This is a genomic window from Chroococcidiopsis sp. SAG 2025, assembly GCF_032860985.1.
In the GTDB taxonomy this organism is placed as follows: Bacteria; Cyanobacteriota; Cyanobacteriia; order Cyanobacteriales; family Chroococcidiopsidaceae; genus Chroococcidiopsis.
This window is the reverse complement of record NZ_JAOCNC010000001.1, coordinates 11,645-27,403: the sequence shown is the minus strand read 5'-3', so window position 1 is coordinate 27,403 and position 15,759 is coordinate 11,645. Positions and strand designations below refer to the sequence as shown.

Annotated in this window: 11 protein-coding genes and 1 pseudogene; 1 reads left to right on the top strand and 11 read right to left on the bottom strand. The window is 44.1% G+C overall.

The window, feature by feature from the left end:
• Nucleotides 1-2: 2 nt before the first annotated feature.
• From N4J56_RS00115 to N4J56_RS00070, 9 genes and pseudogenes are all read right to left on the bottom strand, one after another.
• Nucleotides 3-1,271 carry an IS701 family transposase gene (locus N4J56_RS00115; protein ID WP_317104593.1) on the bottom strand — a complete coding sequence of 423 codons (1,269 nt, stop codon included), beginning with the start codon at nucleotides 1,269-1,271 and terminating at the stop codon, nucleotides 3-5.
• Nucleotides 1,272-1,327: 56 nt separating this feature from the next.
• Nucleotides 1,328-2,122 (bottom strand): chemotaxis protein CheB, encoded by a 795-nt coding sequence (locus N4J56_RS00110; RefSeq protein ID WP_317104592.1) that lies wholly within the window; start codon nucleotides 2,120-2,122, stop codon nucleotides 1,328-1,330.
• A 109-nt stretch (nucleotides 2,123-2,231) separates the two neighbouring features.
• A complete protein-coding gene (locus tag N4J56_RS00105; protein ID WP_317104591.1) occupies nucleotides 2,232-2,660 on the bottom strand; it encodes a response regulator in 429 nt (142 codons plus the stop codon).
• Nucleotides 2,661-2,843: 183 nt separating this feature from the next.
• Nucleotides 2,844-4,637, bottom strand: a complete 1,794-nt coding sequence (locus N4J56_RS00100; RefSeq protein ID WP_317104590.1) for a methyl-accepting chemotaxis protein — start codon at nucleotides 4,635-4,637, stop codon at nucleotides 2,844-2,846.
• Nucleotides 4,638-4,767: 130 nt separating this feature from the next.
• Nucleotides 4,768-7,265 (bottom strand): annotated as a pseudogene (locus N4J56_RS40705) (response regulator).
• 7 nt (nucleotides 7,266-7,272) lie between these two features.
• The gene (locus N4J56_RS00085) at nucleotides 7,273-8,385 is read right to left on the bottom strand and encodes a chemotaxis protein CheW (RefSeq protein WP_317104587.1); all 1,113 of its coding nucleotides are present in this window, start codon (nucleotides 8,383-8,385) and stop codon (nucleotides 7,273-7,275) included.
• 118 nt (nucleotides 8,386-8,503) lie between these two features.
• The gene (locus N4J56_RS00080) at nucleotides 8,504-9,664 is read right to left on the bottom strand and encodes a PleD family two-component system response regulator (protein WP_317104586.1); all 1,161 of its coding nucleotides are present in this window, start codon (nucleotides 9,662-9,664) and stop codon (nucleotides 8,504-8,506) included.
• A gap of 385 nt (nucleotides 9,665-10,049) precedes the next feature.
• On the bottom strand, nucleotides 10,050-10,820 hold the full coding sequence (locus tag N4J56_RS00075) for a sulfite exporter TauE/SafE family protein (RefSeq protein WP_317104585.1): 771 nt from the start codon (nucleotides 10,818-10,820) through the stop codon (nucleotides 10,050-10,052).
• Nucleotides 10,821-10,885: 65 nt separating this feature from the next.
• Entirely contained in the window at nucleotides 10,886-12,460 is a 1,575-nt protein-coding gene (locus tag N4J56_RS00070; RefSeq protein WP_317104584.1) for a CheR family methyltransferase, read from the bottom strand.
• A gap of 167 nt (nucleotides 12,461-12,627) precedes the next feature.
• Between N4J56_RS00070 and N4J56_RS00065 the strand changes: the two genes are divergently transcribed.
• Entirely contained in the window at nucleotides 12,628-13,116 is a 489-nt protein-coding gene (locus N4J56_RS00065; protein WP_317104583.1) for a WbuC family cupin fold metalloprotein, read from the top strand.
• A gap of 216 nt (nucleotides 13,117-13,332) precedes the next feature.
• Here N4J56_RS00065 and N4J56_RS00060 read toward each other — a convergent pair whose 3' ends face one another.
• Nucleotides 13,333-14,484, bottom strand: a complete 1,152-nt coding sequence (locus N4J56_RS00060; RefSeq protein ID WP_317104582.1) for a DUF4384 domain-containing protein — start codon at nucleotides 14,482-14,484, stop codon at nucleotides 13,333-13,335.
• Nucleotides 14,426-15,757, bottom strand: coding sequence for a caspase family protein (locus tag N4J56_RS00055; RefSeq protein WP_317104581.1), 1,332 nt, complete (start codon nucleotides 15,755-15,757; stop codon nucleotides 14,426-14,428). Before N4J56_RS00055 ends, N4J56_RS00060 begins: the two co-directional genes overlap by 59 nt.
• Nucleotides 15,758-15,759 lie beyond the last annotated feature (2 nt).

Below are 15,759 nucleotides of genomic sequence, written 5' to 3'. Positions count from 1 at the left end.
TTCTAAGCCCAAATATAGCCGAACTTAGCTCTGTGAGAGGCAAATACATCAACATGCTCATTAAGCCAGCGGACCAAACGAAACTCGACTGCGGTGCGGAATGCCTCCAATGCTTCGGCAAAGGTTTGTAAGGGTTTGGTTGCCCAACGTCTGCGGAATCCGCCGGTCAACTGATGCCAAAGGATGAAGGTGTAAGCGATGAACACTAAAACCCAATGACGCTTCATACTCAGAGCATCCCGAACTTGATACTCACTCAAACCCAACCAGCCCTTGGCTTCTCGATAGAAGACCTCCACCCAGTTGCGAGCAGAATATGTTTGAGCTACCCAAGCCGCACTGACTTGGTTGTCAGAGGCATTGGTGAGAAAGTAATCCACCTCCGTCGCTTGCTCGAAACTAGAGGCATTGAGTTGAATCGCCAGCCAGCGAGTGCCTTCGAGCTTCGGAACGTGAACTGGTAACAGCGCCACCCAAACTGTCCGGGGCTGCTCCAGATTGAGTTGCACAGGTGTGAACTGCTCCACTGCCAAGGTTTGAGCAATAGCTTCTAATCCCTGCTTACGAGCAGACTCATCACCTGATGTTTGAGCAGTAACTTGGCGGTTTTTGGCGATTGCTGCCACGTAAGTTAGGTTTCTCGACTCCAACTGCTTGAGAAAAGGCGTGTTATTACCGTAGCCTGCATCAATTACAGTCACACCCGGTCGATAACCGCGCTTCAAGCATTGGTCAACCAAGTCTAGAGCCAGGTCAGGTTTTTTCTGGAAGTTGGGGTCTGCCTTGCCTTGCTCGAATAAACTTGCGTGTTGATAGAGTGCAACATCTAACGGCAGACGTCGCACTCCATCATACAAGTAGGTAGTCAGCAGCACAATACCATTGTCAGTCTTGCCAATCTCCCCAATGTACTGCCGTCCTACCCCATCAGTAGCCGCACCACTTTTGCGATGTCCCGAATCATCTACAATCAATGTGAAACCTTGACTCGGGGTCGTCTGGCGACACTGGTGCATCACCTCCAACCGCCGATTATTTAGCTTGACTTCATCCCAAGGGGCATTGTTGAGAAAATGTCTGAGGCTGTTGTAGGAGCCATCTACTGTATTTGTGACCAGTTGGCTCAGGTTTTTGCGCTGACTCTCACCCAGCAGTCCCCCTAGATAAACACGAAATTCCTGCCGCTGCTTCTGACGCGAAAATACATCATCAAACCGACGACACCAGTTCTCAAAGCACTGCGGCATCGCTGCTGGTACTTGATCTTTCACCTTACGTTGCTCCTGTCGAGACTGACGTAAAACGCAACTCCTACCCGCATTCTAGCTCAATTTGCTCCATCTTTCTTACAAAGTCCCACTAGAGAACTAAATTCTAAATGACACTTTTCTGGTGCAAAATAAACCGTTCCCGGTGATGGAATTTCCCCATCTTGAGCAATCTTAACTTTGACTTGACACTCAGTTGCCAACCAACTCACCAATCCATGTAAAAACCCTTCACTAATATGCTGAGTACAAATAATGGGGGCTGGAAAATGACTTGGTAGTTGGCTAAAAAGCTTTTGTAATGCTTGGGGACCACCTGTAGAAGCACCAACAGCCACCATCCGAATTGAAGATTTCAATCCGTGCGAGCCTGATATTCTGCCTTGAATTAGAGGTTGAGCTGCGGTTGAGGCTACGGGTTGCTTTAATGGTTTCGTGAAGACGCTGACACCAGAAAGCACTTTGATTTTGGTAATTAACTCTTGCTTGATGCGATCGTACTCTGAAGGTGTTCCCATTGCAGGTTTGGGAAAGACATCGATCGCTCCAGCTTGTAACAACTGAAAAATCGTATTGGTGTCGCTCTCCTGTACCGAACTGCTGATAACTAGAATTGGTAAAGGGTGTTTTGCCATCACCTGTTTGGTAAACTCCAGACCATCCATTTTTCTCATGTGTAGGTCTGTACAAATGACGGTAGGTTGCAGATCGAGAATTTTTTCCAAAGCTTCTTGACCGTTGCTAGCCGTGCCAATAACTTCTATTTCTGATGTAGCAGCTAACAGCTTTTTCAGAATTGCCAAGACAACAGGTGAATCTTCAACTAATAAAACTTTTACTGGGAATTTTGGCATCAATCGCATCTCAAATCAACTTTATAAAAGTGAGCCAAATGGCATAGAGACGTTACATGTAACGTCTCTACACCGCGCAGATATTCTGTTGGCGCACTTCCTGTAACGATTATGTGAATGGTTTTGCACTAACTTGCTTGCTTGCCAAAACTCTAATTTTAGTAATTAATTGGCGCTTCAGTTCTTCTCGATCTGCGGCTGAGATTGATATAGGTTTTGGCATTACATCGACAGCTCCAGCTTGCAAGACTTGGAACACATTCTCTATGTCTTGCTTTTGGACGGCATCACTCAAAACTAGAATTGGTAGCGGAGTCTTTGCCATGACTTGTTTGATGAATTCCAAACCATCCATTTTGGGCATTTTTAAGTCAGTACAAATGACTTGAGGTTGTACTCTGGGGATTAAATTTAAAGCTTCTGCACCATCTTGAGCTGTACCTACAACCTGCACTTCTGGTGCAGAATCAAGCACTTGACGGAAAATGCTCATAGCAACAGGAGAATCATCAACTAATAAAACTTTAATTGGTGTCATGGCAGTTATCAGTTATCGGTTATCGGTTATCGGTTATCGGTTATCGGTTATCAGGGAGTCGGGAGTCGGGAGTTGGGGAGAAAAGAGTTGGGGGATCTGAGGGAGAAAAACTGCTTTTGTCTCCTGTCTTCTGTCTTCTATCTCCTCGGTTTTGACTTTTAACTTTTGACTTTTGACTTCTTTCTATACAATTGCCTGTAATTGTTGAGCGACTTGATTGAGTTGCTGAGTTGAAACGCGGACTTGGTTGATGCCAGCTGCCGTATCTTTTGCACCAAGGTTGATTTCGTTCATTGCTGAGACGACTTGCTGCACGGAAACTGCTTGCTGCTTGGCACTGAGAGAAATTTGTTGGCTGTTGAGGAAGACGTGGTTAACGGCATCTGCGACTCCAGTGAATGATTCTACGGTTCCTTGGGCTAAGCGCAGTCCATAATCGACTGATTTTGTGCCTTCGTCCGTTGCCATTACGGTGCTGTTAATTGAAGCTTGAATGTCGTTCACGAGTGCGTTGATCTTCTCAGCAGATTTCTTACTCTGGTCGGCAAGTTTACGAATTTCACCTGCAACTACACCAAATCCCTTACCGTGTTCTCCTGCCCGTGCTGCTTCTACTGCTGCATTGAGGGCTAGCATATTGGTTTGGTTGGCAACATCTGCAACTAAATCGGAAATACTACCGATTTGAGTCGTTTGTTCTGATAATCGCATAATTTGCTCGGCGATCGCCCCCACTTTATCGCGGACGGTAGACATTTCTGTCATCGTTTGATGTACGGCTTTGCTACCGTTATCGGCAAGTTCTAAGGCTTGACGCGCCCCAGCAGCAGAGGCTTCGGCTTGTTCGGCAGATTGGCGAGAAGCCGCCCCCAACTCTTCTACGGTGACGGTGGTTTGGTTGACAGAACTTGCTTGTTCGGTGGTAGTACGTTCTTGTTGTTCGACTGTTGCCCCAATTTCGGTCGAAGAAGAAGCAACGGCGTTGGCAATTTGTTGAATCATCTTGGCTGTGCGGCTAGCAAATAGAACTGCTAACCCACCAGCAACCAGTAAAGTGATTCCAGTTCCTAGCAATAGGTTGGTGATGAGTTGCTGCTGTCCAGCAAATACGGATTTTGTATCTTCTGCTAAGATTACGCTCCAGTCAAGTTCTGGCATTCCTTCCATGTTTGGTACTGGCGCGTAGGAGACTAATTGTTCTGCTTTGTCAAGTCGATCCACATTAATATCTGTTGCCACTTTTTTCTCAGCGTGCATTTTGGCAAAGCTAGCAAAGTCTTCTTTGGCATCGTGACCGACTTGTTCTGCTTCCCGTGCTGCAAAGAACTTATTATCAGAACTCACGAGATGATATTCTTTGCTACTCGATCCGGCTTGTTGCGCCTGCTGCGATGCATTGAATATTTTTTCATTCAAAATGCTATCTAAGCTTGTTACGGGCATACGGGTGCGAACTACGCCTATTATTTTACCTGTGTTCGCATTAATTATCGGTGCAGCTAAGTGAATGGCAACTTCGCCAACTGAGGTTTTTCTAGGTTGTACAATGACTGGCTGTTTAGTTCTCATCACCTCCTTGAAATAATCTCGATCTGCCAGATTTGTCGATGTTTCTCCAGTCGTGCGCAAAATCACTTTTCCCGACAGATCCATGACAGCGATACTATCGTAAACACCATAGATTTTTAGAAAGCCATTTAACACGTTTTGTCTTTGCTGCTGAGTAATTTCTTTCGTGCCTTCAGGATTATTCAAAATTGGCAACCTAGCGATGACTCGAATATCGCCAGTCCGCTCGAACATAAAACGTCCGACCTTATCTGCTAAAGAAAAGGTGAGAGATTCTTGCGATTGAATTGCATTTTGGCGATAGTTGTTACTGGCAGAAATATAGTTGCTAACTCCGATCGCCATAGCTGGCAGCGTACCAAGGGCGATAGAAAAAGCAATTGCTTTAGTTGTTAATGAGAACTTCATGAGAGCTATTCCTCGTATTTGACGCAATTTCTAGTTGAAATTTTGAATTGGTAAGCGAGTTTTTTACACTATTGCCAATAAGTTTTTCGTTGCCATTTCTAGTTGTTGAGTGCCATTGAAATTTAGACTTTTAAATCAACCTGTTCAACGTGTCGAGCAGTAATTTTTGATCGAACGTGCCTTTGGTTAGATAAGCATTTGCTCCTGCTTCTGCACCTCGACGTTTATCTTCATCAGAGGCAAGAGTTGTGACGAGAATAATTGGTAACTCTTCATATTCTTTGTGTTGGCGAATTTTTGCCGCTAGCCCCAAGCCATCTAAATTCGGCATTTGCACGTCTGAGATGACAGCATTAAAACTGTCTGTCCTCAGCTTCTTGAACCCGTCTGCCCCATCCACAGCAGCAGTCACGTCATAGCCAGCACCCTCTAGCAAGCGCTTGACCTGAGTGCGGATGATAATTGAGTCTTCGACTAACAGTAGCTTTTGCTTAGTTTGTGCCTGTTGGCTCGATTCACTGGTGTGTAGGGCTACAGGCTTCTTCTGTACGGACTTGAGTAAATCTTGAGGATTGAGAACCATGCAAACTTCACCCGTACCGAGGATAGTTGCACCAGTTACGTTCCGAATGCGCTTGAGTAACTTACTTTGCGGCTTTAGAACGATATCTTGCCGATCGAGTAAAGCGTCTACTAGTAACCCGAGGCGATCGCCGCCAACTTGCAGTACGACACACGGCAGCATTCTAGCAGCAGATTTGAGACTAGGAGCGATCGCGGGCAATTCTAGTAGATCGGCAAGCCAAGCCACAGAAATTGGTTGACCTTCAATGGCGATCGTTTGACTGCCTTCCAAAGCAAAAATCTCTTGCCGAGACACGAGCAAGTTCGTCTGTACGAACTCCACTGGCAGTGCGTAGGACATGCGATTAACTTCCACAATCAAAACTTGAGTGGTGGCTAAAGTCGTATCTAATTTGATCCGAAACTCACAGCCCATCCCAGGCAAAGATTCGATTTGGATCGTCCCCTTCATTCTCTCGACATTTGCCCGCACCACATCTAAACCAACCCCGCGACCAGAAATTTCTGTCACTATCGTTCGAGTCGAGAAACCAGGGGCAAAATCAGCGATTGAATTTGAGCTGTCGTCATAGCTTCCAATTCTTCTTCGCGGTGGAGTCCCCGTCGCACGGCTGTGCGTTTAATGCTATCGATATTTAAACCGCGCCCATCGTCTGTAACTTCAATCCCAATACTGCTAGCAGTTTGATACCCACGCAAGTGGATAGTTGCCGTGCGTGGTTTACCCGAGTTTTCCCGTTCTTGAGGTGTCTCAATGCCGTGATCGACCGCATTGCGTAATAGGTGCAGCAATGGGTCTTTCATTGCCTCTAAAATTCGTTTGTCTGCCTTGGTATCTCCGCCTTCAATGACTAAATTGATTTCTTTGCCTTGCTGCTTGGCTAAATCTCTGACTAGCCGGGGAAAAAGCGCAAACATATTCGATAGAGGTAAAAGGCGTAAAGTCTTGATACCTGACTCTAATTCTCCAGTGACAATATCTAACCGAGCGGTGTCTTCGTAAGCCGTACTTTTCAGATGGTCGATCAGAGAGCCGAGGCGTTCTAAACGTTGCTCCGACCGATGTTGAAAGTTCTGCAATTGCTTGATATTGTTGGCGTGCAAGCCACGCTCTATCTTGTCAAATACCGAGCGATTGACAAAAGCATCCCGACTCCACTCTTCCCAGAGGGTGAGAATTTCTTCAATTTCACCCATGCGTTGAGCGATTCGCAGTTTAGTTACCGTTAACTCACCTGCTTGAGTCATCAAGGTATCGAGCTTATGCGGTTCAACTCGAATCGTATCGATTTGATAGTTGTTGGTTTGGGCTGTTTCGCTGGCTTCGTCTGCTGGAGCTGGCTGCGGCTTGACTTTAGTTTCGGGTACGGGTGCAGGTGTAATTTCAGGTTGTTTAACTGGCAGTGATTGAGGTGTAGGAAGAATCTTCGGTAATACAGGAGGTTCGGGTAAGAAGAAATCGTCGTCGAGTAGGTCAAATGATGCGGCGATCGCTTCAGATGGTTCTGTGAGGGACGGTTCGGAGAATAGCTCGTACCCTAAAGCAGTGACAGGCGGTTCGGGAAATAGATCGCTCTCAAATAGCGGGATGTCTGCGGCGGCTAAAGGTTCGGTGAATATTGGAGTGTCAGCAGGTAGCAATTCCTCATCTTCACTCGCAGGAGTGGACTGCGCTCCCATTAATCGGGCGAGGACGTAAAAAAGATTGACGCTTGGGGCAACACCCGTAACCGCCTCATGGACGAACTGGCGCATGGCATCGAGTCCTTGATAAAGGCGATCGCATAGTTCTGCGGTTAAGTTGCTCTCACCCCGCTTGACTCCGGCTAGTACTTCTTCAATTTGATGTGTTAGGGTTTCAACACCCTGTACCCCCAGCATTCGAGAGTCTCCTTTGAGGGTGTGAATCTCCCGCAAAAAATCTTCTAATTGCTCGCGATCGCCTGGATGTTTTTCTAAGTGCATCAAGCACTCTTCCAACTTCTGCATCCGTTCGGCACAAGCTATTTTATATATGTCTCTGAGTTCTGGATCGTCTATCATAAAATCGTCAAATTTCTTCGTCTACAACTAAGCTGTTCTTGGACAAAAGCTGAGGCAAGTCAAGTACGGTCAGCATTTTTTCTAAATAAGGGGCATGACCTCTGAGATATTCATTATTAGCGGAATGTAATGCTATTGGTACTGGTGTCAGATCTGACGGACGTAAATACATGACATCAAAAACTTCATCTACAGGTATTCCGGCGATCGTATCGTTGAAGCGAATCACAATGGCTTTTGAGGTAGTCCGATCGAGATTGAGCGATAAGTTTAAAGCTTGACGAATATCTACTAAAGTGACAATTTCTCCGCGTAAATTCATGTTGCCAACAATATGATTTGGGCAGCACGGAATTTGAGTCATATGACGAATGTTGGTGAATTCTCGCACGATATCTAACTCTAGTCCAAAATATTCACCATTAAGACCAAAAACTGCTAACGGTATTAATCCTCTAAAATCAGAATTCTCAGCTTGCCGTCTCAAGTTCTCAGCCCGTTCCCAAAAAATTGCTTTTTCTTGTGGGGTGACTTGCGGATAATATAAATCGTAAAAACTATGTTTATGAATGCTTTGCTGATGATTTAGATTGTTTAAATGTATTTCTTTCTCTTTTGAGTGAGGGCGATCGCCATGAGCTTCTATCTCACTTGAATCGCTGTTTAATACTGGTAAAATGTCTTCAACTGTAGAAGAACAGATGAGTTGCTCTGGATTTAGCAACATGATGATATCTGCATCTAGCTTAGCAATACTATGAATAAAGCGAGCTGTAAACTCTTTGTCTCGCCCGTATGAAATGTTCGTTTCTATAACTTCAGAACTAACGTTTTTTACTTCATAAACAGAATTAACAATAATACCAATCTGTAAGTCTTGCCATTGTAGAACGATAACGCTATCGCTAAGGTGACAATCCTGTATTTTGTATCCTAAACGTAGACCAAGATGCATTACGGGTACGAGTTGAGAACGCAAATTGAGAATACCTATAATATCCGTCGGTGCTTCAATGATAGGATTCAACTCTGGTAGCAGAAAAATTTCCTGTACGAGAGTTGCATCAATTCCATATCGCAAGTCATGCAAATTAAAAATCAGATAAGGTTTAGTTTCCATTTGCTGCGATCGCTTGAATATTTGACTTAATGATTAGCTAATATTTGGTATTTGTAAACTTGGTTGGCTTTGAAATGAAGGTATCGCTTAATTAAGTTTATAAGAAACATTTAAAAAACTAACTAGGGCTAGATAAATCAAACATAACTGCATCTTTATTATTATTAGAACTGATTCCTAATCCGATATATCTGCCTACTATTTGGCGTAATTGTTCTGCATCAAACGGCTGCGTTAAATAGTCGTTAGAACCAGCGAGTTTACCCTTAACTTTATCAAAAAAACCGTCTCTTGCTGTTACCATAATAATTGGCAAGTCGCGAAACTGAGGAATACTACGCACAGTTCGACAAAGCTCTAAGCCATCTATCTCTGGCATAGAAACATCGAGTAGCAATAGGGAAATTTTTTCGTGATAAATGACGTTCAGAGCATCTACAGCATTACTAGCTAATATAACTTGGCAATAACCTGTCAGCGCTCGTTTGATCAGTTGTTGCATGACAGCGCTGTCATCTACAGCTAAAACTGTAGATAAAGAGATTTGAGTTGTAGTAGTGTTGTTATTTGCTATGTCTAACCAGCCTGCTTGTATCCAATTTATATAGGATTTTGCTATACTCAACGGGTCTTTATTCAAACCTTCAGCAATATCCACTAGCGATCGCTGTCCGTTGACCCATTCTTGCAAATGTTTGCGCACATTTGGCTCTGTAATATTAGCTAAAGTATCGAATTTTAAACTCGGTATTGCATCCATTGGCATAATAGTAGGTTTGAAGCTGTTCCATTGTTCCTGACGTTGAGTAATATCTAGCATTAGCTTTGATAATTCAACACCACGACAAAAATTGAGCTGCTTATGGCTATCAAATTGATACTTACCTGGATATGGTAGAATTTGTTCTACAGTTAATATTAATTGACTGTAAATAACCGACTCAATTTGCTCCCAGTTATATAATTGCATTTGCACCAAACGCTCCAGTACATCGCGAAGTGATGCTTGCTCTGTAACTTGGCGCATTGCAAAAGCTACAGCAGAAGCTACCCATTCTCGACTCAGTTTTTGTTCTAACAATTTGACTAAGCTTTGAGCATCTGGAACTGTTTTACCGCCGTAGAGGGTGCGTCCATCTTTCCAAATTAGCACGCGAGATTTTGCAGGCTGTTCTGAATCGACTTGTGCGTCTATATACAAAACACCGCTTGCTTGTTTAGCTTGGATATTTTCTAAAAGATTAGATAATTCCTGTGCTTGATACTGATTAGGCGACATAGTTTGCTTAGCCGTGAAAGTTATGTAGTAAGAGAAACAGCACAGCTCGCTCGAATTGTCATCTAAATATGAGGCGCTTTTTGCTATATTGCTGCGTTTTTAGTATGGCAAACAGCAAAAAGTAATTGTATCGGTAGCAATACCGAATTATAAAGATAAGATAAGGTTTTTCCGTGTTATTACAGTGTTTTGATAACTCAAATTTTCATCAAGACTTAAAAAATATGTGGCTCAAAAATACTGTTAAAATCAGTATTTTATACAAAATAGTAATTTCCGTCACTCTTCATAAGTGTATTTTGCTACTAGTGTTAAAAACAACTTCAAATTCTCATTATTTTGTCTACTAACTCAAGACAACTAGCAACTGACTGACACCTAAATATTAAGCAGAATAAGATTGCCAAGCTTGCCAAAAAACGTAGATTGACAATATACCCAAGAATAGACGAAAAACAAAACTAACTGTCCGATCTGGTAGTTTGGGTAAAACGCGAGTACTTATTTGCGCTCCTAGCAAACCACCACAACCTAATAGCAATCCTGGTATAAACAGTACGTTACCTGTTACGGTATGTCCGATAGTTGCAGAGATAGCAGTAATCACAATTACACCTAAACTTGTCTGAATTGCAACTTTTATTTCTTCATTTAGGAGTAACATTTGAAGCGGCACCATAATCACCCCTCCACCTACACCAAATAATCCAGCGAGAATACCTGCTGCTCCTCCGGTGAAAAGTCGAGCGAGTAAAGGGTTAAAATGCGCCTCTGTCAAAGCCTGTTTATTAGTGAGGTGCTGGCGCAAGTTAACTAAATAAATGTTGATGAGTAATAAAATACCAAAAGCCAGTAGAAGGATGTAGGGTAGAATGCGACTAGCTGTATACACGCCAATTTGTGAGGTTACAACCGCAGGAAATCCTAGCAAGCTCACCCGCTTCCAGTTAAAGTAACCCATGCGCCAGTTCTGGATGCTACCAGAAATAGAAGTGACTAAAATTGCCAAGCTACTCGTAGCAACAGCCTGTACGGGTGCATAACCTAGAGAAACTAGCAAGGGAACGAGAACAGTACCACCACCAATACCTAGCAATCCAGCGAGAATACCAGAAAATAAGCCACCAGTAGCTAAAATTAGCCAATTCTCTCTCATTATCTGTTTCTCCTACTTTCTAAAAGCGATCGCCTTTATGCTCGCCTTTGCGGTTGTAGGTTGTATTATATTGCTAAAGTCTGTTTAATTTTAGTAATTAATTCACTTGCTAAGACCCGATCGTAAGGTTCGATCGCACTCGTGGGAGATAGTTTTTTCAGAAGTTCTAAGGCTGTAGCTAGCATTTTGTTGGCTCGCTGGCGATCGCCTGCTTTTTCATAAAGCGAACCTAATTCTAGATAGGCAGCTATAGATTCAGGCGCAAGATAAATAATTTTTTTCAATAATGTTTTTGCTTGTTCTAAATCTCCTTGCTCTTCAGCGATTCGCGCTAATAGATAATAAGGCTTTTCAGATAAATTATCGAGTTTTGCAGCTTGCTGACAGTAGTGAGTTGCGCGTTCGTAGTCACCGAGGTTTGCCCAAGATTGAGCGATTAAATAATAAGCCTTAAAAGATTTAGGATGTTGTTGAATCAGTATTTGAGCTGCTTGGATTGCTCTGCTATATTCTCCCGCTTGAAAGAGGGTTTCTGCTGTTGCGAGATCGGAAATAGATTGAGAGACGATCGCGGGTAGCGCCACGAGCGATCGCTGTGATATTGGCTTTGGTTTTAGAACATCATTATTAGGATAACTGAGTTTGACTTCTGTTTGCTGATAAGGTATGGATTTACGAAGAGTCTCGGCGATTTCTACTTGTTTATTTAAGCTTTGAATGGAGGCAGAATTGGGTGTATTTTTCGCTTCAGTCGATGTGTTTTGTCGTTGATAAACTATAGATTCTGTAAAAGCCTTCAATTGAAATTTACTCAAGTTTTGTCCTGATAGTTCTGTATGACCGACAATTAAATATCCATTAGGTCTGAGAGTTTGATAAAACTTCTCAATGACAGTAGCGATCGCATCAAAACTAAAATAAATAAAGACATTACGGCAAATAATAATATCCATATCGTAGATATTGAGAGTTGAACTAGGAAAGGAGTCTTGTAACAAATTACTACAGCGGAATTTCACCATACGGCGAATTCTAGGATCGAGTTCCCAACCGAGTTTACGTTGTTGAAAATAGTATTTCTGAATTTGAGGATCTACTTGACGGAAAGACCAAGGTTCATAAATGCCTCGTTGTGCTTTTTCAATTGCTTCTAAATTAATATCGGTTCCAAATATAAAAACTTCCCAGTCGCTGAGATCGGGAATGAGTTCTTTGACTAAAATTGCAATAGAATAAGGTTCTTGACCGCTGGAGCATCCTGCACTCCAAATTCTTAGACTTGGCTTTTGTGTTAAAGAATTAAGACAAGCCTTTCTTTTACTCTCGATCAACTCAGGTAAAATTTGATGCTTGAGCAGTTTAAAATGTCCTTGGTCGCGAAAAAAATAAGTTTCGCCAACTGTTAATAAACCGAGTAGCTCTTGCCATTCTCTTTCGCTACTTGAATCGATCGCCTCAAGCTTCGATTGCTCAGTTGATCGCAGTAATAGTTGATAGTACTTTTCTGGAGCATCCAGTTTCAAAACCTTCATCCGTGTCTCTAGTTTTTGACAAAGCTCCTGGCGATCTTGCGGGCGAATTTGCAAACCCGTACGTGCAGAAATCAGTTGGATAAAGTTTTGTACTGTTGTCTCATTCATTTCTAGGGAGCTGAGGGGTAAGGGATAGAATAGCCGATCGCTGCTAATTGCTTACCTCCAGTATTCCCATCTGTAGAAGCTAATCTCACACGAGCATTTGACTATGGGTAATGCATCTAGGTAAATTTCTAGAGAACGTGCAGTAAGGGCGATCGCAGGAGATTGAAATGCAGACTTTACCTATCAAGCGCTTGGATCGGGAGTTAATCGAGCGAATTGCTACTCAAGCGCGTCAAAGTCCGCGCTTGCGCCAGACTTATAGCTTTCATGATGGATTGGAAAAAGTACAGCGCTTTGTAAATATTCTCCAGCCTGGTACTTATGTTCGTCCGCACCGTCACTGTCGCGATGGTGGGATAAACGGGTTTGAGTTCTTTCTAGTTTGCCAAGGTGCGCTAGGAATGTTAGTTATGAACGATCGAGGTGAGATTGTCACGACAGAACTTGTTAGTGCTGGTGGTGCAGTGTGGGGACTTGAACTTCCTGAAGCAACTTACCATACAGCAGTTGCTCTAGCTCCAGATACGATAATTTTGGAACTGAAAGAAGGACCCTACAACTCCAGCACAGATAAAGAATTTTTAGAGCAATTTCCGGCTGAAGGCACGGATGCAGCTCAGCAGTTAGTAGCTACCTGGGAGACATATTTTCAGTGAACGGCTATCAGTGAAGAATGGGGTGTGGGGTGTAGGGTGACAGTGACTCCTGACCAGTGACCAGTTATTTATTTTATCTCCTCAGCTCCCATTCTTCGAGAAGGGCTTCGCCCTACAGCTCCCTCAGCCCCCTCAGCTCTCTTCTCTCCCTTGTCCCCCTTGTCCCCCTTGTCTTCTTTTTCCCTTCCCTCACTCCTCACTCCTCACTCCTCGCTCCTAGCTTACTACCTGATAAACAAAGCTCAGACTTGCCCAGTCGTTGACATCAAGAGCGTAAGTATCTGAAGAAGGGCTAACAGCGTCATTGCTGGCGCTAGCAGTGATGCGTGGAGGGGCGATCGCACTGGCATCCTGTAAATCTTTCATGACAGCTTGAACCACTTCTAAGGGATTGGATAAAACTCCAATGGATTCTGGCTCGTCGAGATCCCGATCGGTATTTGCCAAGACTGCTAAAGTTTGCGTAAAGCTGGCACTACTAAAAATCAGTTGATGCTCTGCCAACCCAGTTGGTTTGTGAATCGTCCAGGTAAAATTAGCTGTGGATTGCGGTACGGTCGCCGTCTCTCCTGGTGCAATCTCTATATCCTTAAGAATTGGCTTAGAATTAGACTCGTTATTATCGGTAGGTAATTGAGAAGAGTAAAGGGCGATCGCGCTTTTGCTGCTATCTAAGCCTAGTAAGAGTAAATGTACCGGGCGATCGCCGTTATTCTGGACTCGATATTGAATGCGGCTACCGATTGGTATAGCAGGAATAGTATCGGGGGGAGTCGGCAGTTGTTTTTTGAGTTTTCCGATAAGAGTCGGTGTTTCTTCTTGTGGCGATCGCAGGGTTTCCCGTTGCATTAACACTCTGTTTTCGGGATCGAGCATTTCCAAAGTTGCTTTGACGTTGAGACGAGAAGAACCGTCGTTGGTTGTCAGCCGCCAAATTTTAGCAGCTAATAGAGTTTGTAGCTTAGGTGACAACCGTTGCACGGCAACTTTTACCGCTTCGCCGAATTCTCCAGTTGTATTCGGGATTGATTGGCGATCGAGTGTAAATAAACCGTAGCGAGATGCAGGCGAACCAGCATTTGCGACAATTGCTGTTTCTGCCGATTTCGGCGGAGGAACTAAACCAAATACATAATCTGCTAATTGTTCGCTCGTCGTAGCAAGGGACACGAAAGGCATAGCCGCAAATGCACTGGTAGCATCTACCCGTTCGATGCGTTCTAGGCTCGGATCGAGAGCAATAATCAAGCGAATATTACGGGGTAAAACTCTGACGGCTTCTTGTACTAACTGTCCGACTTGCGGAGAATCATTGCCAGAAGCACCCACGACTTGAGCTTTTGCAATTAAGCCATTCCGCGATCGCACTTGTAATTGAAGGGGTGAGGAGCGAGGAGTGAGGAGTGAGGCGTTTTCCTTGTCTCCCCCTCTCTTGTCCCCTTGTCCCCTTGTCCCCCTTGTCCAAAGAAACCAAATTTAATTTAGAACCAGCCTCGTAGTAGGCAAGGACTGTAGGTGGTAGTCCTGCCAGCCATAACTGAGCGCTCTTTTTGTCTTCTTCTACAGCCATTACAACACCATCTGCACTTATGCTGGGTTCCTGACTGAGGTAGTCGGTGAGAGCGGACTGGGGATTTTTTTGACTGTTGACTTGTGGCTGCTGCTCGTTACCTACTAATTGCTCTACTGTGCCACTGACACGGCTGAGACTGACTTGTACTGTTGTTGCTGGAGTTGCTTCCCAGAGGTGTTGAGTTAAGGCATAGGTAAACAGTCCAGCGCTAAAACCATTCCAAGCTGTCTCAATAGCACTTTGGGTAGGGCTAGCTGCTGCGATCGCAACACCAGGGATATTGGCAGTCGGTGTAGGTTTAATTGAAGCATCTATGCTTCCGCAAGCAATCCGATTTAAAATACCTTGGCAAAGGAAGTCTTGTTGAAGCTGTTGTTGAAAGGCAAGTTCGGCTGCACTGACTTGTCCTGGTAGCGTTTGCGGAAAAGAGCGCACGCGCAGATTACCTGGAAGAATCTTCACAGGAGTGCTAAAACTCGTATCGAGAAAAGTGGCAATTTGTTTAGTCGGTAGCGATCGCAATAGCAGCCATAAAGTCTCATCTAGAAGATCTTCACCATCAGCACAAACTAAACTATTGATAGGAAATTGGTTGTTGGTTGTTGGTTGCTGGTTGACGGCTGACAGTTGACGGTTGTTTTTTGCTCCCTCAGCTCCCCCTGCTCCCTGCTCCCTGCTCCCTACTCCCTCAAAAACGCGCCGCCCGTAGCCGCTAAAGTGAAAAACAACGGTATCCCCAGTTTTGGTTTGCTGGGTGAGATGTTCTAGAAAAGCAGCTTCAACTTGTTTTCGCGTGGCTTGTCGATCGGTAAGGGTAAGAATATCAGCTGGATTGAAACCAAATCGGTGAACGAGCAGTTCTCTTTGTAGTGCCACATCTGTTAGGCAACCGCCCAAAGACAAAGTAGCGGGATATTGGTTAATGCCTACCAACAGAGCTAATTTCCGTCCCGTAGGCTGGGCGAGTGCATGGGCATAGCGATCGCCTATTTGCAGCCACCCAGCATCAACCACACCCAATGTTGCGATCGCTTGAGCTAATCGTCTCAGAAAATCTCGCCGCTTCATTT